This is a genomic window from Acidovorax delafieldii, assembly GCF_007993815.1.
Classification (GTDB): Bacteria; Pseudomonadota; Gammaproteobacteria; order Burkholderiales; family Burkholderiaceae_C; genus Acidovorax; species Acidovorax delafieldii.
This window is the reverse complement of sequence record NZ_VJWE01000013.1, coordinates 1-21887: the sequence shown is the minus strand read 5'-3', so window position 1 is coordinate 21887 and position 21887 is coordinate 1. Positions and strand designations below refer to the sequence as shown.

Below are 21887 nucleotides of genomic sequence, written 5' to 3'. Positions count from 1 at the left end.
ATTTGCTACCGCAAGGGCTTTGAGTTTCAAAGCGCTGCGCACGCACGCACTGAAGAGCCAGACGCAAAGCGCCGGCCATGCCGGAAGGATCAGAGAGAAAGGAGTGTTTCAAGCCAGGCAACCCGAATGCATCTGATGACGGAGGGAGCTGGCTGCAGCCGAGAGAAAGGGCTTTGGCTTGCGGTAACCAAATTTTATCCCGTAAATGCGAATGATTCCCGATCAGATGCTGTGATTTTGCGAATTTGGCTTCTGCGTGACAGTATCGATCTCTAATTGATAAAAAAAATTGACGAAAATGATAAATTCATTAAAAATTGAATCACATCAATGAACAAGGTGATATGCCGTGAACCGCAACCGAATGACCGTCCGTAGAAAACTGAGTCTGGCCTTCGGCCTGATGGTGACCCTGATCCTGCTGGTGGCGGGGCTCGCCATCTATGACATGACAAAGCAGAAGGACCTGTTCCACGACTACGTCACCGGCATCAATGCCCGCGCCCATCTGGCGAAAGACGTGCAGTCGGCCGTCAACCGGCGTGCCATTGCGGCGCGTAACCTGGTGATAGTCACCTCGGAATCAGAACGCGCGGCTGAGAAGCTCGCGGTGAGCAAAGCCCATGCTGATGTTCAGGACCGGTTGGCTCGACTGAAAGAAATGGCGGCGGCAGGCCATGTGCCAGCGCCCATCAAGGCGCTTGTGGACGACATCGACAAGATCGAACACGCCTACAGCCCTGTGGCTTTGAAGATCGTGGATCTGGCGCTGAATGGCCAGCGGGATGAGGCCATCACCATGATCAACGAGAAGTGCCGCCCTCTGCTGGCCGCGCTGGTCTCCAAGACCAATGAATACCAGGCTGTCACCGACGAGCGATCAGGCCAGCTTGTGCAGCAATCTGAGTCGGACATGGCCGCGCAGCACACCTACTTGGTGGCCCTTGCTTTGGTGGCAGCATTGGTGGCTCTGATCTCCGGCTACCTGATCACACGCAGCCTGTCCCGTGCGCTGGGGGCCGAGCCCGATGTGCTCAGCGATGCAGCACGCCGCGTGGCGGACGGGGATCTGTCGAAAATGGATGGGGCCGACAGTGCCATCCAGGGAAGCGTGCTGGCTTCTCTGAGCGCGATGCAGCAGAACCTGGCGGACATCGTTGCCAAGGTGCGCGGTGCGTCGGATTCGATCGCCATGGGCACTTCGGAAATCGCACGTGGAAATATCGACCTGAGCCACCGTACCGAAGAGCAGGCCAGCGCCCTGCAGCAGACGGCCGCCACCATGGAGCAGTTCAGCACCACGGTACTCAACAACGCAGAGAACGCCAAGGTGGCAGACCAGTTGGCCATGAACGCAACCACCGTGGCCACCCAGGGCGGCAAAGTGGTATCGCAGGTGGTGGACACCATGCGGGGTATCAATGACAGCTCACGCAGGATTTCCGACATCATCGGCGTGATTGACGGCATTGCCTTTCAAACGAACATCCTGGCGCTGAACGCTGCTGTTGAGGCCGCGCGGGCGGGTGAACAAGGGCGCGGGTTTGCCGTGGTGGCCACCGAGGTGCGCAACCTTGCGCAACGCAGTGCCACGGCCGCCAAGGAGATCAAGGCATTGATCAGCGAAAGCGTGGAAAAGGTGGTTGCCGGTACCCAGCTGGTGGATCAGGCGGGCCAGACCATGGACGAGGTGGTGGGCGCAATCCAGCGTGTGACGGAGGTTGTGGGGCAGATTAGCGCTGCCATCTCTGAGCAGAGCTCCGGCGTGTCTCAGATCGGCCAAGCTGTGAATCAGATGGATCAGGTCACACAGCACAACGCAGCGCTCGTCGAAGAAAGCGCGGCGGCAGCCCAGAGTCTGGACATGCAGGCCCAGCAGCTGACGCGGGCGGTGCAAATCTTCAAGCTTGAAGAGCGGTCGGGCACTGCCTCGGTCAGCCACGAGCGGCGGCCCGGTCTTGGCTATGCAGTCTGAGCCGCTGCGCCCGTACTGGCCCAATTCGCCTCCTAGGCCCGAAAGTCGGCAATGACTGAAGAGTCCCCACGCCTGATCCAAGAGCTCTTCGCGCGGCAGTTTGACTATTTGCCGAAGGTGGAAAGCCCTGAGCAGCGCAAAGGCCCGCTGGGAATCGTGAACCTGTTCGCATTGGCATCCCACATGCTGACGGCCATGTCCGGCACACTGGCCATCGTTTCTGTAGACAGGTTCGGCGCGAACCGAGCGGGGTGCGATGCCGGTCTTAACGATCAGGTCCATCGACTGGTGGATCTCTCGGTGCAGACGTCCGCGTCATTGATACGGTTGATCGGCGTTGTGATGGTGGCGTTGCAAAGCGAACAAATCACAAGCCCAAGCGCTGCCGAACGGGAGAGCATCCAGGAGGTGATGACCACCGGATACATCTACATCGAGTCTTTGAATGCAGTGTCGCTGGAAACAACCAACATGGCGCGCTGGCGCGGTGTGTGGGGACGCAACGTCGGTCGCCGCCTCCGGGCTGCGCAGTCAACGCAAACCAATGACCCGGAAGGCGACAAGGCCAGGCATTCGGTACGCACCCTGACTGCACAGATCATGGAGCTGGGTCTGAGAGCCGAGCTCTATGACGGAACCTGGAGCATGAACTGAACGCCATCGACCCCATTGCACGCTTCGCTCAGTGCGTCTGTGCGATGCTGTTAAAGCGACTTTTGCTATCTTTTAGATAGCGGATAAAGACCTTTGGTAGGGCGTCAGCAGCGTCTTTGGTCCGGCTGTGGCAAGTTGCGGCGACCGGTCGGTTGACTGAGACGCGTGCGCTTTTTGCCCTTGTCAGAAGTGCGAGCGCAGTGTGACCTGCACCGCACGCGGCGAGCCGGGCAGGATCAGGTTGTCGTTGCTGCCGTGGGCTGACACGTAGTACTTGCGGTTGGCCAGGTTCTTGATGTTCACGTCCACATCCCACTGGCCCAGCGTGTACTGCAGGGCGGCGTCCAGCGTGGTGTAACCGGGCAGGGTGACCAAGTTGGTCAGCGAGGTGAAGCGGGCGCCCACGTAGTTCACGCCGCCACCCACGCGCAGGCCGTGGCCCAGGTCCTTCATGGCCCAGAGGAAGGCAGAGTTGCGGGGCGTGAGCGCAGGCACTTTGCCCTGGGCGGCAATGGCGGCGGTGGGCAACTGGGTGGAGGTGGTGGTGGCCAGTGATTTTGTCATGCGGCCATCCAGCCAGGCGTAGCCGGCGCTCACATCCCAGCGGCCGGGCAGGCGGCCGTTGGCGGTCAGCTCCAGGCCGTTGGTGCGTTGCGTGCCCACGTTGATCTGGCGCGAGGGGTTGGTGGGGTCGGTGTTCTTGATGTTGGTGCGCTCAAGGTTGAAGAGCGCGCCGGTCACGTTCATGCGGCCATCGAGCAGGTCGAGCTTCACGCCGATTTCCTTGTTCTGCGTGATCTCGGGTTCGTTGGCGGTGTTGTTGGAAGCCAGCGCAAAAGTCTCTGCCGAAGGCTGGAACGACTTGCTGTATGACACGTAGTACGACACGGCGTCGCTGGGCTGCCAGACCAGGCCTGCGCGGGGGCTGAACTTCTTGTCAGTGCGCGACAACGCGGAGAGCTTGCGATCAAACTCGGTCTGCTGCTTGAACACGTCGTAGCGCTCACCCACCATCGCCTTCCACTGCGGGGCCAGCGTGATCTGGTTCTGCCAGTACAGCGCCGCTGTGTCTTGGGTGGTGTGGCTGGGGATGGCGCTGTCGGCGGTGTAGCTGGCGACAGGTATCACCGGAGCGGCTACGCCTGCGGGGTTGAAGATGGAGACGCGGTCTGCTCCGCCCGACACGGACTCCGCGCGCTTCTTCTGCCGGCCCAGTTCCATGCCTATCAGCCACTCCTGCTTCAGGCCCCCGAGCTGGTTGCGCCAGGTCACGTCGGTCTGGTTGAACAGGCCGCTTTCGTCGCGCAGGATGAACGAGCGTGTGCGGCCCACGGTCAGGTTCACCGGGTTGGTGGTGCCGCCGGGCAGGGTGTTGTAGCGGTCCAGCGTGTAGTCGTATGCGCGTGTCACATTGCGCACCGACCAGTCGTCGTTGAAGCGGTGGTTGAGGGTGGCCGCCAGCGATTGCATGGTGCTGGTGGTGGTGTCGTCTTGTGCGGCGTTGCTGGAGCCGTAGTAGGTGCTGGCGGGCACGTTCACTGGACGGCCGTTGAGTGCGGGAATGCCGAAGTCCGTCAGGCGCTTGTCGCGCGCGTTGGTGTACTGCAGCAGTAGGTCGGTCTGCGCCGCGAGCTTGAGCGCGAGCGACGGCGCGAAGTTGTGGCGCTTGACGAACTGCTGGTCGCGGTAGCTGCCCGAGTCTTCGACGGCGGCGTTGATGCGGAAGGCCGCGGTGTCGCTGATGCCTACATTCACATCGGCCGTGGCGCGGCGAAAGGCATAACTGCCCAGGCCCAGAGAAGCCTCCCCCGAGGTCTCGCCAAACTTGGGTTTCTTAGTCACGCGGTTGATCAGGCCGCCCGAGGAGCCGCGCCCGTACAGCACGGCGGCGGGGCCCTTGAGCACCTCCACGCGCTCGATGTCGGCCAGGTCGCGGAAGTACAGCGCATCGTCGCGCACCCCATCCACAAACTGGTCGGCAATGGCGGTGAAGCCACGGATCACCACCTGGTCACGCTGGCCGTCGCCGTGGCTCATTGCCACGCCGGGTACGTTGCGCAGCACGTCTTCCATCGACCGCGCACCCTGGTCGCGCATGAGCTGCTCGGGTACCACGTTCACGGCTTGGGGCACATCGCGCAGCGGCGCGCTGCCCTTGGTGGCCGAGGAGCTGACAGCGGGCGAATAGCCGTCATCGCCGCTGGTGGATTGCACGGTGACCTCGCCCAGCGTCTGGGTCGGCGCAGAGGGCGGTGTTGCTTGTGCCAGCGCGGTGCCGCAGAACGCGGCCAGTACGGCGGCGGCCAGCGGGTGCAGGGCCTGGGGGTGGCGGAAGGGGCGGCTGAAAGGTGCGTGCATGGTTTGTCCTTGGTGTGTGCGCAACGCGGTTGAAAACGGCTCCGCAGGCACCGGGCCTGGCGCGGGCCCATGGGGCCGGTGGCTGGGAGGGGCGCAGAGAGCGGGATGAAAAAATGCAGGGGTGAGAGGCGGATCAGAAAGTGCGACGAGCCAGCGGGGCCGCCGCATCCTTTCCGCTCACCACCCCCCGGCCCAGGCGGCGAGGCCTGCCAGCAGGGCCAACCCCGCCAGCAGCGGTGTGCGCCGGGGCTGCCAGGTCACAGTGGCTGTCACGGCCACGGCAGCTACTGACAGGGCCACGGCCCATGCGGTCACGCCGAGCGAGACAGGCACGCCATCGGCCGGGTGTGCGGCCAGCCACAGCGACAGCATCAGCAACAGCCAACCCGCGCGGCGCAGTTGTTGCAGGCGGTGGGCTGCACCTTCGCGGCCTGTGGCGTCTTCATGGTGGCGGTCCATGCCCAGCGCCATCACCGACCAGGCCGCAAAACACAGCAGAAATGCGGACATGGTGTTCAGGCCCCCGACGTTGAAACAGACACTTCGGTGGCCGCAGGCAATGCGGCCGCCGGCGCAGTGCGCGGTGTTTTGGCCTCAGCGGCTTTGCCCTTGGGGGCACGGCCCGGGCCCAGCCGCCACGACAGCCAGCCCAGCACCAGCCCGGTGGTCAGGAACGCCAGGTCCATGCTGGCCCACACCCATTCGCCCGCCGGCAGCGTGACGCCCAGGTGGGTGTGGGTGGTCAGGGCGTTGATGACAGGCAGCAGCGCCCACACCAGCCCCGCGGCGCCCAGCGGCACAGACCAGCCCATGCGGCTGGGCCGCACCACGGCGCAGGCCAGCGCCCACATCAGGGCCAGGCCCCAGGCGCTGAAGAACCAGGCCAGTTCCACATCGGCCCGGCCCTCTGCATTCAGCGGGACCAGGCGGTTGGATGCGATGTACACGCCGCAGGCCAGCGGCAGGCCCGCCAGCGTGGCAATGTTGATGGCGGCCACCAGGCGCTCGCCAAACGGCGCCTTGGTGGGTGCGACGCCCGCACTGTTGTCTTTATTGGCGGCGATCCCTGTGCGGCTGGCCTGCGTCTGCGATTTGGCGCTGCGCTTGACCGACCACAGCACCATGCCGGTGGCGATCATCAGGCTGCCCAACACGCCAAAGCCAAACAGCGCCCAGCGCAGGCCGATGTCGGCAAACCGCGCCATGTGTAGGCCGTACAACACGCCGTAGGTCTTGACGGCGGGGCCGGTGGCATCGGCCTGGTCCAGCCACTGGCCGGTGGTGGCATCAAACAGCAGGCGCGGTGGTCGGTATTGCAAGCGGTCGCCTTCGTGGCGGGTGACTTCGACCACGGCGCGGCCCTTGGCATCGCGGCGCGCCTGCAGGCTGCCGATGCGCCCACCGTCCCAGCGGGTGCGCGCTTCGGTCAGGATGGACGGCAGTGCAATAGCGGGCAGGGGCTCTACCTTGTCGCCCGGTCTGCGCCGGGGGCGGCTTTCGGCTTTCTCGCCCTGCAGGTCGGCAAAGTACGTGTTGGAGTCCACGCCGTTCTCGCCCTTGTAGGCGGTGGCAATGCCTGCAGGCATGTAGAGCGTGTGGAAGATCATCAGCCCGCTGAAGGTGATCATCAGGTAGAACGGCAGCACCAGTACACCGCTGACGTTGTGTGCGTCCAGCCAGGCGCGCTGGCCGCCCTTGGTGGGGCGGAAGGTGAAGAAGTCCTTGAAGATGCGGCGGTGCGTGATCACCCCCGAGATCAGTGCCACAAACATCAGCATGGTGGCCACGCCCACCACCCAGCGGCCTTCGAGGGGCCAGCGCCCCTTCTGCGCGGTGCGCAGCTCGAAGTGGAAGCGGTAGAAGAAGTCGCCGCCCATGGTCTGGCGCGCGTCGATGGCCTCGCCGGTCTGCGGGTTCATGCGCAGCGTCTCGAAGCGGCCATTGCCCGTGTCGCGCCACAGGATGTTGACGGCAGGGTCGCGGTCGTCGGGCAGGTGCATGATCCATTGCGTGACGTTGGGCACCCGGCGTACTAGCGCATCCAGGGCTTTTTGCGCCACCTGCGGATCGGTGGCATCCACCGGCTGCAGTCCATGCATCTCGGGGCGCATCCACAGGTTGAACTCGTTCTTGAAGAACGACAGCGTGCCGGTCAGGAAGATTGCAAACAGCAGCCAGCCCAGGATCAATCCGGCCCAGGTGTGCAGCCAAGACATGGCCTGGCGGAATCCCTCGCGGTCGTTGGGCGCCTTGGGCTTCTTGGCTGAGCGTGCTGCTTCAGACGCAGTGTTGGCCGCGGTGGCTGCAGGGGCCCGTTCGGCCGGGGTTTGCGATGGGAGTGTGCTGCTGGTCATGCCGCTGCCTTCATCCAATGCGGTGCCGTGGCGCAGGCGCCCAGCACCAGTGCGGGCAGCAGCGTGCCACCCCAGGCGCCCCAGGCGGTGCGTGTGTAAAAAGCCCAGCCAGCGGCGGTGGCATACACCACCCACGAGAGCATGGTGGCCGTGAGCACAGCCTCCACGCGTGGCATGCACTGCGCAAGCAGGAGCGACAGCGCCGCCGAGAAGCCTGCCGCCAGCGCGTAGCCGCCCCCTATCGCCGCCACGGCGCGGGAGGTGATGGCCAGCCGGTAGCGTCCATTGACGCGGGTGGCCTTCATGGCAGGGCCCGGGGAGCTCCGGGGGTGTATGTGGGCAAGGGCCCCGCAAGGCGGGGGCGGGTCGTACGGTGCGGCATCAGCAAAGAGCTCCAGACAGGTGTGTGGGTACAAAACGCACAAACGCTGGCTGCAACGGGCGGCTGGAGCCGGGCTGACTGGCTTGCTGGCGGGCTCGGGAATCAGGGTGTCACTGAACCCGGCCGCTGGTGGTAGGCTGATATTCTACTTTTGTTGAGAAGCATTCTCATTTGTGTTGCGGGAATTTTCTTCCGTTGATGTGCACTTGCAACAACCCGTGATCGCAGGGGGCATTGCTATCCGGGAGAGACATTCTCAAAGCTGCAGCGCGCAGGCACAAAAAAACGGGCCGAAGCCCGTTTTGATTTTTCTGCCCGCTTTCGTGGACCAATCTGGCGATCCGTGGCCTTACTCCACATCGCCCATCTGCGACTGCAGGTAGTTCTGCAGGCCCACCTTGCCGATCAGGTCGATCTGGGTTTCGAGGAAGTCGATGTGCTCCTCGGTGTCGTCCAGGATCTTTTGCAGCAGGTCGCGCGATACATAGTCACGCACGCTTTCGCAGTGGGCGATCCCATCCTTGATGGTGGCTTGGGCACCTTGTTCGGCGCGCAGGTCACAGGCCAGGATCTCTGGCACGTCTTCGCCGACCTGGATCTTGGCCAGGTCCTGCAGGTTGGGCAGGCCGTCCAGCGTGAAGATGCGGTCCATGAGCCAGTCGGCATGCTTCATCTCGCCGATGGATTCCGAATACTCCTTCTTCGCCAGCTTGTCGAAGCCCCAGTGCTTGAGCATGCGGTAGTGCAGGAAGTACTGGTTGATGGCGGTGAGTTCGTTCTTGAGCTGGGCCTGCAGATGGCCAATGACCTGTGCGTCACCTTTCATGGGGACTCCTTGTAATGTGTGGATTCGGCGCTGATTGTCGTGACCCGCATCCAGCAGCGCAAGGCAAGCCCCTGCTGTGGCGCGCGGGCTGCGTGTGATGCTGAGAGGCGTTCGCGTTCACATCCTGTGTGCCCCGCGGCGCACCAGGGTTGTCACCGGGAGGTCGCACAGGGCGTTGTATAGTAATTGGCAATTGATTCGATGTAATCAATTAATTGGATTGATGGCATGGAAATGCCTAAACTTCAGTCCTGTTCAGTCAACCAACCACAAAGGAAACAGCAATGTCCCTGATCAATACGCAAGTTCAGCCCTTCAAGACCACCGCTTTTGTCAACCGTGGCGGCAAGGGTGAATTCATCGAAGTGACCGAGCAGTCCCTCAAGGGCAAGTGGTCCGTGCTGATCTTCATGCCTGCAGCCTTCACCTTCAACTGCCCCACCGAAATCGAAGACGCTGCCGACAACTACGCTGAATTCCAAAAGGCCGGTGCTGAGGTTTACATCGTGACCACCGACACCCACTTCTCGCACAAGGTGTGGCACGAAACGTCCGACGCCGTGGGCAAGGCCAAGTTCCCCCTGGTCGGCGACCCAACGCACCAGCTGACCAACGCTTTCGGCGTGCACATTCCTGAAGAAGGTCTGGCACTGCGTGGCACGTTCGTGATCAACCCCGATGGCGTGATCAAGACCATGGAAATTCACTCCAACGAAATCGCACGTGACGTGTCGGAAACCCTGCGCAAGCTCAAGGCTGCACAGTTCACCGCCGCCAACCCTGGCCAAGTCTGCCCCGCCAAGTGGAAGGAAGGCGCCAAGACGCTGACGCCTTCGCTGGACCTGGTTGGCAAGATCTAATCCACGGCTCCTCCAAAGCCGGACAGCGTCATGGCGCCATCGCGCCATGCCGTCCGGCTTTTTTACGCCCGGACGTTGACAAGCAGGCTTGAACTGCAGCCTTTTTGGCGTCACCCTCCCAGACACCACAACTCGAATTTCAAAGGACACCACCATGCTCGACGAACAACTCAAGACCCAACTCGCCGCCTACCTGGAGCGCGTGCAGCAGCCGTTTGAGCTGGTGGCTTCCCTGGACGACAGTGAGACGGCGCGCGACATGCGCGAGCTGCTGACGACCATCCAATCCCTGCGCAGCGACAAGATCACCCTGCGCACCGACGGCAACGATGCACGCAAGCCATCCTTCAGCCTGCAGCGCGTGGGCGCCGCCAACAGCCTGCGCTTTGCCGGCTTGCCCTTGGGCCATGAATTCACCTCGCTGGTGCTGGCCCTGCTGTGGACGGGCGGCCACCCGCCCAAGGTCGAGCAGGACGTGATCGATTCGATCAAGGCCCTGGATGGCGACTTCAACTTTGAGGTCTACATGAGCCTGACCTGCCACAACTGCCCGGACGTGGTGCAGGCGCTGTCGCTCATGGCCATCGTCAACCCCAAGGTCAAGACCACCGTCATCGAAGGCGGCGCCTTCCAGCAGGAAGTGACCGAGCGCGAAATCATGGCCGTGCCCATGGTGTTCCTGAACGGCCAGGTGTTCGGCTCGGGCCGGATGACCATCGAAGAGATCGTCGCCAAGCTCGACACCGGCTCTGCCGCCCGCGAAGCCGCCAAGCTCAGCGCCAAGAATCCGTACGACGTGCTGATCGTCGGCGGTGGCCCCGCTGGTGCCGCAGCTGCTGTGTATGCCGCCCGCAAGGGCATCCGCACCGGTGTGGCGGCCGAGCGTTTTGGCGGCCAGGTGAATGACACGCTGGCCATCGAGAATTACATCTCGGTGCTCGAAACCGACGGCCCCAAGTTCGCAGCCGCGCTTGAAGCCCACACCCGCGCCTATGGTGTGGACATCATGAACCTGCAGCGCGCCGACAAGCTCATCCCCGCCGCGCAGCCCGGTGGTTTGATCGAAGTGCAGCTGGCCAACGGCGGTTCGCTCAAGGCCAAGACGGTGATCCTGTCCACCGGCGCCCGCTGGCGCAACGTGAACGTGCCCGGCGAAGCCGAGTACAAGAACAAGGGCGTGGCCTACTGCCCGCACTGCGATGGCCCGCTGTTCAAGGGCAAGCGCGTGTCGGTGATCGGTGGCGGTAACAGCGGTGTGGAAGCGGCTATCGACCTCGCTGGCGTGGTCGCCCACGTCACGCTCATCGAGTTTGCCGACCAGCTCAAGGCCGACGCCGTGCTGGTCAACAAGCTCAAGAGCCTGTCCAACGTGACCATCCACACCAATGCGCAGACCACCGAAATCACCGGCGCTGATGGCAAGGTCAATGGCCTCAAGTACAAGGACCGCGCGACCAACGTGGAGCACACCGTGGCGCTGGAGGGCGTGTTCGTGCAGATCGGCCTGGTGCCCAATACCGAATGGCTCAAAGGTACGGTGGAGCTGTCGCGCTTCGGCGAAATCATTGTCGATTCGCACGGTCGCACCAACATCCCCGGCGTGTTTGCGGCGGGCGATTGCACCACCGTGCCTTTCAAGCAGATCGTGATTGCAGCGGGCGATGGCTCCAAGGCAGCGCTGAGCGCCTTTGACCACCTGATCCGCATGCCCGTGGTGGCCGAAGGGGCCAAGGCGCAGGCAGCGCAGCCCGAGGCCGTTGCTGCTTGATGTCGTGCAGGGGATGGGGGCGGATGCTGCCCTCGTCCCTGCAGGTTGGGCCGCCCGCAGCGTGAATCCAGCTGCGGATTCAGGCTTGGGGCCTTTTGTCACTCAATCACCCAAAGTCCTTCAACCCGGTCTGGGCGATCCGCTGTTTCTGTAGGGGTTCTACAAACCTCCCTAGAATCCGGCTGCCCATGCGCCGATTGCTGTTGCTCTTCTTGTTGGTGTTCATGCCGCTCCAATCCATCTGGGCGGCTGCTTCGCCGTATTGCGGGCATGAAACGGCGCCGCAAGCCTCGCACTTCGGCCACCATGTGCACGATCATGTGGCCGATGAGTCTCCCGCCCATCCAGCCAAGACATCCAGTGCCACCCCGGCGGACATGGACTGTCACGCCTGCCATGGTGCGGGCAGCGGTCTCGCGCACAGTCCCGGTGACCATGCCATCGTCGTGACTGCAGCACGCCCGCTGGCCCAGGCGGCACCAGCCTGGCCTCCAGCCCCCCTTTCACGCCCCGAACGCCCCAATTGGCCCTTCCTCGCCTGAGCGGCGAGGCGGGGGCTCTGGGCTGTCCCGTTTCCATTTTGTTGATGGTGTTGAAGAGCTGCCTTTTGAGGCAGTCGCGACGCGCGCGCTGACGCCTGCGTGTACTGCTGATCGGCTCTTCCTCCCATCGCGCCTCGCCGATTTCAACCTGTGGCCCCTGGCCACTGCAGAGGAATCGGATGCAATTAACGAAACAACGACACCATGCGCCCGCCGCCGTAGCGGCTATCGCGCTGGGCTTGGCACTGCTGGGCAGCGCCACGCAGGCCCAGACCCTGACAACCCACCCCGGCACAGCGCCGCTCACACTCCAGGCCCTGTTCGAGCATGCCTGGCAACGCCAGCCCGAAGCGCTGTCTGCAGCTTTGCGGCGCGAGGCCGCGCAGGCCACACGCAGCGCGGCGGCAGCCTGGACGGCCGAGCCCGTGGCGCTGGAGCTGGCCACCAAAACCGACCGCCCCGGTAGCAACCAGGGCAGCCGCGAGGCCGAAGTGGGCCTGGCCCTGCCGCTGTGGCTGCCCGGCGAGCGCGCCCGCAAGGCAGCGCTGGCCGATGCGGAAGCGCAGGCGCTTAACAGCCGCAAGCGAGCCGCGCAGCTGCAACTGGCCGCCACCGTGCGCGAAGCGTGGTGGGCCGCGCAGCGCGCGCAGGCCGATCAGGCACTGGCGCAAGACCGGCTGCTGAACGCCCAGCGCCTGGCCGCCGACGTGGCGCGCCGCGTGCGTGCAGGCGACCTGGCGCGTGCCGACCAGGCGCAGGCCGACGGCGCCGTGGCCCAGGCCGAAGCCGCCATGGCCGAGGCCCAGGGCGCGCGGGATTCAGCGCAGGCCGCACTGGCTGCCTGGGGCGTGCAGGCCGCGCCCACCCTGGCGCTGGCGGACGGGGCAGAGCCCGAGCCCCCCGTGCCAGACCCCACGGCAGCCGCTGCCCAGCACCCAGCGGCGGCCGACTGGCAGGACCAGGCCGAGGTGGCCCGCCGCGCCGCCGACCTGGCCGCCGTGCAAACCCGTGCCAACCCCGAGCTGACGGTGGCCGCCACGCGCGGGCGTGAGCTTGCGGGCGACCGCTACCTGCAGACATTCACCGTGGGCCTGCGCATACCGCTGGGCGGGGGCGACCGTGCGCAGGCGAAGCAGGCTACAGCCCGCGCCGATGCCATCGATGCCGAGGCGCGTGCTGCCGTGGAGCAGAGGCGCCTGGCCGCCGACATCGCCGCCGCCATGGCCCGTGTGAAAGCTACCCAGGCCCAGCGGGATGCGCTGGCACGCCACGCGGCGCTGGCGCAGGGCACGCGCGGCTTTGTTGACAAGGCCTTCCGCCTGGGCGAGGCCGACGGCCCCACGCGCCTGCGTGTGGAGCTGGAGGCCGCCCAGGCCGAACGCCAGTTGGCCCGCGCCCGCATCGATGCGGCCGCCGCCGTCTCCCACCTGCGCCAGGCCCTGGGCCTGCTGCCGCAATGAGCTCCCTGTGAATCCCGACCAATTTTTAAGACAACCATGACACTCTCTTCCACTTTCTCCACACTGGGCCTAGCCCTGCTGCTGGGCTTGCTACCGCCGACCGCGCTGGCCGGTGCTGGCCACGACCATGGCGAAGCCCCCGCTGCCGCAGCGGGCACGACCCTGCCGCGCTTTGCTGCTACCTCGGACCTGTTTGAACTCGTGGGTGTGCTCGACGGGCAAAAAATCGCGCTCTATCTGGACCACGCGGGCGACAACAGCCCGGTGAAAGACGCCCGGCTGGAGCTGGACATTGCAGGCACCAACGTGCCCGTCACCCGTGTGGCCGAGGGCGAGTTCCAGGCCACCCTGGCCGCGCCGCTGGCCGAGGGTGTGAGCCCCGTCACCGCCACCGTGGCCGCAGGCAATGAGACTGACCTGCTCGCAGGCGAGATCGACCTGCACCCCGCCGCCCACACCTATGCCGCACCGGCAGGGCTGGCCCGTCGCACCGCGCTGATCGCAGGGGCCGTGGCCGCCGTGCTGCTGGCGCTGGTCGCCGTGTGGGGTTTGCGCCGAGGCCGTGCTGCCCGCATTGGCAACACCCAGCGCGTGGGAGGTGTCGCATGAAGCGCTTCCATCCGATGCCCTCTTTGCTGGCTTTGCTGATGGCCACCGCGCTCAGCGCCCCCCTGCCAGCCCTGGCAGGCCCCGGCCACGACCATGGCGACGCGCCACCCACGCCCACCGGCAACGGCCCCAGCCGCCAGCCCGATGGCAGCGTGTTTCTGCCCAAGCCCGCACAGCGCCAACTGGGCGTACGCACTGTGGTGGCAGCCATGGGGCAACATGTCAAGGCCTTCGAACTGGCGGGCACCGTGGTGATGGACCCCAACGCGGGTGGCAAGGTGCAGGCCGTGCTGGCCGGGCGGCTGGAGGCCGGGCCCAAGGGCCTGCCTGGCGTGGGCCAGGCGGTGCGCAAGGGTGAGGTGCTGGCCTATGTGGTGCCCACGGCGGGCGCCATCGAGCGCTCCAACCAACTGGCCCAGCAGGCCGAGCTGCGCGCCGCCCGCGACCTGGCCGCCCGGCGCGTCGCACGCCTCACGGAGCTGGCCGACACCGTGCCGCGCAAGGACATCGAAGCGGCCGAGAGCGAGCTGCACAGCCTCACCCAGCGCCTGGGCGCCGTGGGCGCGGGCCTGGCCACACGCGATGCGCTGGCGGCCCCCGTTTCGGGCGTGATCGCTTCGGCCAATGCCGTGGCTGGGCAGGTGGTGGATGCGCGCGAACTGGTGTTTGAGGTGGTAGACCCATCGCGCATGCGCATCGAGGCCCTGGCTTACGACCCGGCACAGGCCCAGAGCGTGGCCGGTGCCACGCTGGCCGTGGCCGGGCAGCGCGTGCCACTGCGCTTTCTGGGCGCGGCGCGCAGCCTGCGTGATCAGGCGCTGCCGCTGCAGTTTGCGGGCGACTCGTCTGCGCTTGGCGCCTTGGCCCTGGGCCAGCCGGTGCGCGTGTTCGTGCAGTCCACCGACAAGGTCGATGGCGTGCAAGTGCCCGCTGCCGCGCTGCTGCGCAACCCGGCCAACCAGACCATCGTCTGGGTCAAGGAGTCGCCCGAGCGCTTTGCGCCACGGGTGGTCACTGCGGTGCCGCTGGATGGCACCTCGGTGGCCGTGACCTCGGGCCTGCAGCCCGGCGACCGCGTGGCCACGCAGGGCGCCACGCTCATCAACCAGGTCCGCTAAGGAGTCACGATGTTCAAGTGGCTTCTCGAAAACAGCCTGGTCAACCGGCTGCTGGTGCTCATCGCCGCCGCCGTGCTCATGGCCTACGGCGCCTTCACGCTCTCGCGCACGCCGGTGGACGTGTTCCCTGACCTCAACAAACCCACCGTCACCCTCGTGACCGAGGCCGGCGGCATGGCCGCCGAAGAGGTCGAGCAGCTCATCACCTTCCCGCTGGAGACCACGATGAATGGCCTGCCCGGTGTGGAGAGCGTGCGCTCCACCTCCAGTGCGGGCCTGTCGTTCATCTACGTCACCTTTGACTGGAGCACCGACATCTACCGCGCGCGCCAGATGGTGTCTGAACGCCTGTCGTCCATGGAAGAGGGCCTGCCCAGCGGCATCACGCCGCGCATGGGGCCCATCAGCTCCATCATGGGCGAGATCATGCAGGTGGCCATCCCCATCGACGCAGGCAAGACCACGCCCATGGCCGTGCGCGAGTACGCCGACTGGGTGCTGCGCCCGCGCCTCATGGCCATCCCCGGCGTGGCGCAGGTCATCCCCATCGGTGGCGAGGTGCGCCAGTTCCAGGTGCTGCCCGACACGGCGCGCATGGCGGCGCTGGGCATCACGCACGACCAGCTCACGGGCGCCCTCAAGGGCTTTGCGGCCAACACCTCGGGCGGGTTTCTGGAGCTGGGCGGGCGCGAATACCTCATCCGCCACCTGGGCCGCACCTCGCGGCTCGAAGACCTGCAGAACCTCGCCCTCACCGCCAAAAACGGCCAAAGCGTGCTGCTGCGCCAGGTGGCCGATGCCACTTTTGCCGCCGCCACCAAGCGGGGCGATGCGGGCTTTGAAGGGCAGGGCGCCGTCATCCTGGGCATCCAGAAGCAGCCCACGGCCGACACCATCGGGCTCACGCGCAGCATCGAGGCCGCGCTGGTGGACCTGAAGAACTCGCTGCCCATCGGCATGGAGGCGCCACGCGTCACCTTCCGCCAGGCAAGCTTCATCGAGGCCTCGGTCACCACGCTGCAGGGCAAGCTCATGGGCGCCTCGGTGTTTGTGGCGGTGATTTTGTTCGTGTTCCTCGGCACGCTCAGGCCCACGGTGATTGCGCTCACGGCCATCCCGGTGTCCATCTTCATCACCGCGCTGGTGTTCAAGTACTTCGGCCTGTCGATCAACACCATGACGCTGGGCGGCCTGGCCATTGCCATCGGCGGCCTGGTGGACGACGCGGTGGTCGATGTGGAAAACGTGCTGCGCCGCCTGAAGATGGACCGCGCCAAACACCCCCACCACCGCCTGCACCCCATCGAGGTGGTCAAGCTCGCGTCCATGGAAGTGCGCTCGGGCATCCTGTATGCCACGGCCATCATCGTGCTGGTGTTTTTGCCGCTGTTTGCGCTGCCGGGCATCGAGGGGCGGCTGTTTGTGCCGCTGGGCATTGCCTTCATCGTGTCCACGCTGGCATCGCTCTTGGTGTCGGTCACGGTCACGCCGGTGCTGGCTTTTTACCTGCTGCCGCGCATGAAGAACCTTGACCACGGCGACACGCGCGTGGTGGCCTGGCTCAAAGCGCGCTACCGCAACGGGCTTGTGGCCGTGCTGGCGCGCCCGCGCACAGCCCTGGCCGTGAGCGCGGTGGCGGTGGCGCTGTCGGCAGCGGCGGTGCCGTTCTTCCCCACCACCTTCCTGCCGCCGTTCAACGAAGGCACGCTGCTCATCGGCATGCGGCTCAACCCTGGCGTCACGCTGGCCGAATCGAGCGCGCTGGCCCGCCAGGCCGAGGTGCTGGTGCGCCAGGTGCCCGAGGTCACGCACGTGGGCCGGCGCAGCGGCCGTGCCGAGCTGGACGAACATGCCGAAGGCGTGCACGTGAGCGAGCTGGACGTGGGCCTGGTGCCTGCGGCGGAGCTCAAGCGCAGCATGGCCGAGGTGCAGGCCGACATCCGCAGCCGCCTTGCGCACCTGCCCGCCGCCATCGCCATCGGCCAGCCCATCTCGCACCGCATCGACCACATGCTCTCGGGCGTGCGCTCGCAAATTGCCATCAAGCTCTTTGGCGACGACCTGGACACCCTGCGCGGCCAGGCCGAGGCCCTGCGCGCGCGGCTGGCGGGCATCCCCGGCCTGGCCGACCTGGAGGTGGAAAAGCAGGTGCTGGCGCCGCAGATCACCGTGCGCGTGGACTACGCCGCCGCTGCACAAATGGGCGTGCCCGCACCCCAGGTGCTGGCCGCGCTGCAGACGCTGGTGGAGGGCGAAAAAGTGGCCCAGGTGGTGGAAGGCAGCCGCCGCTTTGCGCTGGTGGTGCGCCTGCCCGACAGCGCACGCTCCATCGACGGCCTGGCGCGTGTGCTGATCGACACGCCACGCGGCCCCGTGCCCCTGTCGCGCCTGGCCACCATCGAAGAGGGCGACGGCCCCAACCAGATCAGCCGCGACGATGGCAAGCGCCGCATCGTGCTGTCGGCCAACGCGCAGGGCAGGGCGCTGTCCGACGTGGTGGCCGACATCCGCCAGGCCGTGGGCGACACGCGCCTGCCCGAGGGCTACTTCATCACCCTGGGCGGGCAGTTCCAGGCGCAGGAAGAAGCCAGCCGCCTGGTGGGCCTGCTGGCCATCGTCTCGCTGGTGCTGATGTTTGTGGTGCTGTACACGCGCTACCGCTCGGCCACGCTCTCGGCCCTCATCATGGCCAACATCCCGCTGGCGCTGGTGGGCGCCGTGCTGGGGCTGTGGGTGTCGGGCCAGCCGCTGTCGGTGGCGGCGCTGATCGGCTTCATCACGCTGGCGGGCATCTCGGTGCGCAACGGCATTTTGAAGGTGAGCCACTACCTCAACCTGATGCGTGTGGAAGGCGAGCGCTTTGACACCTCCATGATCGTGCGCGGCTCGCTGGAGCGCCTGAGCCCCGTGCTGATGACCGCCCTGGTCACCGCCTTTGCCCTGGCCCCGCTGCTGCTGGAGGCCGAACGCCCCGGCACCGAAATCCTGCACCCGGTGGCCGTGGTCATCTTCAGCGGCCTCATCAGCTCCACGCTGCTCGACACCTTCCTCACCCCGGCCCTGTTCTGGCTGCTTGGCCGCAAGGATGCCGAACGCCTGCTGGACGACAAGAACGCCGAGGCGTTCTGAGCTTTTCTTGTTTTGTTTTTGTTCTCTTTGTTTGTTCGTTTGCTTTTTCATTCACCCTTTGAAAGGACTTTCATGAAAACCACCCGCCAACTTTTCGCCGCCCTGGCCCTCGCAGCTTTGGCCACCACCGCCGCCCATGCCGCTGGCGACCACGGCGCAGGCCACGACCACAAGCCCCAACACGGCGGCATCGTGGCCGAGGCCAACGACATGGACTACGAACTCGTCGCCAAGCCCGACACCCTGACCCTGCACCTGCGCGACCACGGCAAACCCGCCAAAACCGAGGGCGTGAGCGCCAAGCTCACCCTGCTCAACGGCACCGAAAAATCCGAGGCTGTGCTTGTTCCGGCAGGCGAGGGCAGGCTCGAAACCAAAGGCATCTTCAAGGTCGCAGCAGGCACCAAGGTGGTGGCGCTGGTGACACTGCCGGGCAAGAAGGCGGCGAATGTGCGGTTTGCGGTGAAGTAAGCCGCTGCCAAGGAGGGCAAGCGTTGTGCTCGACGCGCCGCCGCGCTGGCTGTTGCTGGCGTGGCGGTGTGTTGTCTGTCTCAGTGGCTGTGAGCTATGAGGATGGGCGGGATGGGTGCTGTCGAGGTATTGAGGGTGAGGTGTGCTCAAATTTGAAAAAAATTAGGCTCTGTCGCCCGTCTATAAAGCGCTGATAGCTATTAAATTGGTAGTGATTTGGTGGATCCTGGGCGCAGGATTAGATTAGACCCACGCGGTGGTTTACCTAGCTCTCCTCTGCTCTCATCACACTTGTTACCCAGGCATCTAATGCGTCTACTCGGATGAACTTGGTGGGAACGTTATAAGGCGGGTGCACCATCCAATAGTGAAGCTCGCGGCTGATATACACCTCCACATCTCTCGGAGGCACTTGCGCTGGCTTGGGCCACTTTAGGAGTTCAAACATCCTTTCTCGATTCTTGGCTAGGAACTCTCGACGGTCTCGGATTCGGCTGTACTGGCCGTCTCTATCCTCGTCGCTCAGTCCGAACATGCGGTCTCGCAGCCGCCGTGAGTCCTTCACTGAGTGCGCCGTCTGGTTGTACTTGCATTCCGCATAAAGGACAGTGTTCGTGGCAGGCCAATAGGCGAGGACATCGTAGTCCCCAGCGTCCGCGAAACCCTCGCTCCGAAATCGACGGAAGAAATCTACGCCACCTTCAACGTACGGAGTGTGGCGTTTGAGAATCTCCACGGCGCGGTACTCAAGCGCATCCTCAATGGACTTTTTGATGGACTTGACGACTGCTTGAACATTTGCCCACCGGAAGTCGGCTGGCAGAACGCCATCTCGAACGGCGGACAACCATATGTGCAGAGACCGACTGGCGTGCTCGGCCCCCCAGACGACCTGCTTACCGACGGGAATAAGAGGTCGAATAGCATAGCGATGAAGGCGCTTGCTATGCTCCCAGAACGGGACATCGCTCTCGTCGATTGACTTGCCAGGCAGCCGTCTGATGTCGTGTCCTGAAAGCGTAAGAAACGACACAATTGCAGCTGCCTCTCCCGGCGTGGTTCCCTCAAAGCCCTGAACAAGCGTATGAGCAATGCGGGCTGGTTCTCCCAGATAGAACAGCGCCAAGTCGTCCGCCAAGCCATGGCTCACCGGCTGGGCGAGCACTGCCAGGGCCTGCAGGAGCTTCTGCAGCTCGAATCCCACATCAGCTTGGAATGCCTTCTGTAACTCTTCGCTCTCCAGGAGTCTCGCTGCCGCCCCCTCCACCGCGTCGGCATTCCTGATGCCCTCACCCAGTCTGATTCGCGCCAACTCGTGCGCGTACTCCTCCTCTCGCTCCTGCCAGGTTTCTGAGTAAAAGACTTCGGGGATGAACTGGTCGTCAATTTGCACGCCGCCTACGTCGACTTGGTTATGCAGAACGTCGCTGGCTCCAGCAAGAACCATGTACCAGTCAACCAACCCGATGAGTTCACGAAGGAGTTGCGCGGTAATTCGCTCTTGACCAGCCGTGGTTGAGCTGACCGTCTTCTCTAGTAGGTACCGGTAGTTGCGAGCGGTGCTTTCAAACTCTTTCCGGGCCTCGGAGAGAGCCTCCAGGCGGTCGTAGTCAACTTGATGGACGCGGCTCTGGTGCACTCGGGTCTCGCGGAGTCGTCTCATAAGAAGCAGGCCATCGTGCTGCTCCACACAGGCCATGGCCAGCATCTCTCTGTCCAGGGATTCAAGCCGTTTTTCAAGGTGGAGGCGAAAGCTCTCTCGAGCCGCGTCGATACGAACCTTTGCCTCCTGCAACTCGTAGTGGCCTGGTTCGAGCCCAGCTTCCCTCATGACCACTGCCAGCGCCTTGCGAGCGAGCTTGTACTCCGTCGGCGTTGGAACGACAGGGTCAGCGAAGTCGGGGACATCAATCGTGCGCTCGACCACCTGCAGGTGGTACCGCGCGGGACTGTTACTGAGAGCTGCTAGTCGAGCCTCTAAGTTCTGCAGGGGATCTATGCCAAGTAATGCTGTGCAGGCGAAAAGTGCCTCTCGAAGGCAGCGGGCTTCAAACGCCGCGTTTAGCGCTCCATGCAACCCAGCCTGAATGGCGGCTGAATGCAGACTCAGTTCAACGTAAGCCGGGTTGACTGCACCGACTCTGAAGGACAGCACCACTTTCTCGAAGTTATCCAGAGGTGCTGGGGACTGCTCGCGGTCAAAACGGCCCGTGTCGGCAATCCGGCAGGCCAAGACCAACTGCTGCCTTTGGAACAGCTCCTCTGATTGGAGATCGCCTGAACATTTATGCAGGGCATCGATGACCATCTGCGCGAACATGTCAGCCATCTTGGCGTCTTCGACCTCCAACCCGGGTTCAATCGTCACTGTTGTTTGGATGGTGCAGGGGCCGACCTGGGTGGAGTAAGCCATCACAGCATCGTGACGTGAGCGAAGTTCAACAACTCCTTTGGCTGTTCGCCTCACATGCCATCCAAGCGTTCCGTCCGGGAAGCAGGCCGGCGCCGACGCCCAGAATTCGACTAGGCTACGGAAGCGCCACCCGCTGCCCCAATGGGGGTCTAGTGCAATCATCGTCGGGTTGATGGCTCCCTCGACTAGTACCCCGTGTGTGTCCTTGAACGTGCCGAACAGGTCAGCTAGTGCTCGAGAGAATGGGGACAGGGTTCTCTGCTGTGCGTCCGAAAATTTCCAGAACTGCTCAAGCTCTTGTATGTCCTCAAGACCGTCGAAGATGCTGACCAGATCACATAAGGGCATTAGCCTTGTGGGGCGCTTGGGCATATCAAGCATGTTGGTACCAGTACCAGATTGCGTCAGGACGAGAACTATCTGCACATCCTCAGCCCCGGGGCCGCCCTGCTCACCACGACCGAAAGCTAGCCCCTGCCCATCGTCCATTCGCAGATTCAAGACACCGCCGCGGCGAAGAGCTGCACTAACTGCGGAGGCAGTGGCACCAGCGGCCTCAAGCGACCGATGGTCGCAGGTGCAGATTAGATGTACCTTTGAGCCACCGGCAATGGCACAGCTAACGGTCAGTTCTGAACCGCCCCGTGTTTCGTGGAGGCCGGTTGGTTTAAGTCAGACCTCCACCGTGGAGATTTGACTGGCGAGATGCCGGTAGTAGTTTGCCTCAGCTTCGGCCGGCGGTATGTAGCCGATGGGCTCCAAGAGCCGGTGGTGGTTGAACCAGGACACCCATTCGAGGGTTGCCAACTCCACCGATTCGCGCGTTGGCCAGGATCGGCGATGAATCACCTCGGCCTTGTACAGCCCGTTGATCGTCTCGGCCAGGGCGTTGTCGTAGCTGTCACCCTTGCTGCCCACCGAGGGCTCGATGCCTGCCTCTGCCAGGCGCTCCGTGTAGCGAATGGACA

17 protein-coding genes are annotated in these 21887 nt (G+C 64.3%); 10 read left to right on the top strand and 7 right to left on the bottom strand.

Features of this window, described 5'->3' with window-relative positions; genetic code table 11:
* The first annotated feature begins 349 nt into the window (after positions 1-349).
* Positions 350-1975, top strand: coding sequence for a methyl-accepting chemotaxis protein (locus ATF69_RS23410; RefSeq protein WP_342212245.1), 1626 nt, complete (start codon positions 350-352; stop codon positions 1973-1975).
* 51 nt (positions 1976-2026) lie between these two features.
* Positions 2027-2629, top strand: a complete 603-nt coding sequence (locus ATF69_RS12155) for a hypothetical protein (protein ID WP_146871133.1) — start codon at positions 2027-2029, stop codon at positions 2627-2629.
* Positions 2630-2812: 183 nt separating this feature from the next.
* Here the strand turns inward: ATF69_RS12155 and ATF69_RS12150 are convergent, their stop codons facing one another.
* From ATF69_RS12150 to bfr, 5 genes are all read right to left on the bottom strand, one after another.
* Positions 2813-4987: a TonB-dependent receptor gene (locus ATF69_RS12150; protein ID WP_146871132.1), complete on the bottom strand. Its 2175-nt coding sequence runs from the start codon at positions 4985-4987 to the stop codon at positions 2813-2815.
* 177 nt (positions 4988-5164) lie between these two features.
* The gene (locus ATF69_RS12145; RefSeq protein WP_146871131.1) at positions 5165-5497 is read right to left on the bottom strand and encodes a DUF3325 domain-containing protein; all 333 of its coding nucleotides are present in this window, start codon (positions 5495-5497) and stop codon (positions 5165-5167) included.
* A 5-nt stretch (positions 5498-5502) separates the two neighbouring features.
* Positions 5503-7341: a PepSY-associated TM helix domain-containing protein gene (locus ATF69_RS12140; protein ID WP_146871130.1), complete on the bottom strand. Its 1839-nt coding sequence runs from the start codon at positions 7339-7341 to the stop codon at positions 5503-5505.
* Positions 7338-7646 carry a hypothetical protein gene (locus ATF69_RS12135; protein ID WP_056061811.1) on the bottom strand — a complete coding sequence of 103 codons (309 nt, stop codon included), beginning with the start codon at positions 7644-7646 and terminating at the stop codon, positions 7338-7340. The genes ATF69_RS12140 and ATF69_RS12135 overlap by 4 nt, the downstream gene beginning before the upstream one ends.
* A 426-nt stretch (positions 7647-8072) precedes the next feature.
* Complete coding sequence (gene bfr, locus ATF69_RS12130; RefSeq protein ID WP_099729799.1) at positions 8073-8549, bottom strand: bacterioferritin; 477 nt, start codon at positions 8547-8549, stop codon at positions 8073-8075.
* A 284-nt stretch (positions 8550-8833) separates the two neighbouring features.
* On the opposite strand from bfr, the gene ahpC reads away from it, so the two are divergent.
* The 8 genes from ahpC (at position 8834) to ATF69_RS12090 (ending at position 18506) form a co-directional block, all read left to right on the top strand.
* Positions 8834-9409 carry an alkyl hydroperoxide reductase subunit C gene (gene ahpC, locus ATF69_RS12125; protein ID WP_056061816.1) on the top strand — a complete coding sequence of 192 codons (576 nt, stop codon included), beginning with the start codon at positions 8834-8836 and terminating at the stop codon, positions 9407-9409.
* Between the two features lie 154 nt (positions 9410-9563).
* Positions 9564-11177, top strand: coding sequence for an alkyl hydroperoxide reductase subunit F (gene ahpF, locus ATF69_RS12120; RefSeq protein WP_146871129.1), 1614 nt, complete (start codon positions 9564-9566; stop codon positions 11175-11177).
* 188 nt (positions 11178-11365) lie between these two features.
* Complete coding sequence (locus ATF69_RS12115; protein ID WP_146871128.1) at positions 11366-11719, top strand: hypothetical protein; 354 nt, start codon at positions 11366-11368, stop codon at positions 11717-11719.
* A gap of 179 nt (positions 11720-11898) precedes the next feature.
* Positions 11899-13179 (top strand): TolC family protein, encoded by a 1281-nt coding sequence (locus tag ATF69_RS12110; RefSeq protein ID WP_146871127.1) that lies wholly within the window; start codon positions 11899-11901, stop codon positions 13177-13179.
* Between the two features lie 36 nt (positions 13180-13215).
* The gene (locus ATF69_RS12105; protein ID WP_146871126.1) at positions 13216-13788 is read left to right on the top strand and encodes a hypothetical protein; all 573 of its coding nucleotides are present in this window, start codon (positions 13216-13218) and stop codon (positions 13786-13788) included.
* A complete protein-coding gene (locus ATF69_RS12100) occupies positions 13785-14906 on the top strand; it encodes an efflux RND transporter periplasmic adaptor subunit (RefSeq protein WP_146871125.1) in 1122 nt (373 codons plus the stop codon). The genes ATF69_RS12105 and ATF69_RS12100 overlap by 4 nt, the downstream gene beginning before the upstream one ends.
* A 9-nt stretch (positions 14907-14915) precedes the next feature.
* Positions 14916-18035 carry an efflux RND transporter permease subunit gene (locus tag ATF69_RS12095; RefSeq protein ID WP_146871124.1) on the top strand — a complete coding sequence of 1040 codons (3120 nt, stop codon included), beginning with the start codon at positions 14916-14918 and terminating at the stop codon, positions 18033-18035.
* Between the two features lie 72 nt (positions 18036-18107).
* Positions 18108-18506: a hypothetical protein gene (locus ATF69_RS12090; RefSeq protein WP_146871123.1), complete on the top strand. Its 399-nt coding sequence runs from the start codon at positions 18108-18110 to the stop codon at positions 18504-18506.
* A gap of 265 nt (positions 18507-18771) precedes the next feature.
* Here ATF69_RS12090 and ATF69_RS12085 read toward each other — a convergent pair whose 3' ends face one another.
* Both ATF69_RS12085 and ATF69_RS12080 read right to left on the bottom strand, forming a co-directional pair.
* Positions 18772-21300 (bottom strand): hypothetical protein, encoded by a 2529-nt coding sequence (locus ATF69_RS12085; protein ID WP_146871122.1) that lies wholly within the window; start codon positions 21298-21300, stop codon positions 18772-18774.
* Between the two features lie 291 nt (positions 21301-21591).
* Positions 21592-21887 (bottom strand): integrase core domain-containing protein (locus ATF69_RS12080; RefSeq protein ID WP_146871121.1); only part of this gene is annotated, 296 nt, incomplete at its 5' end.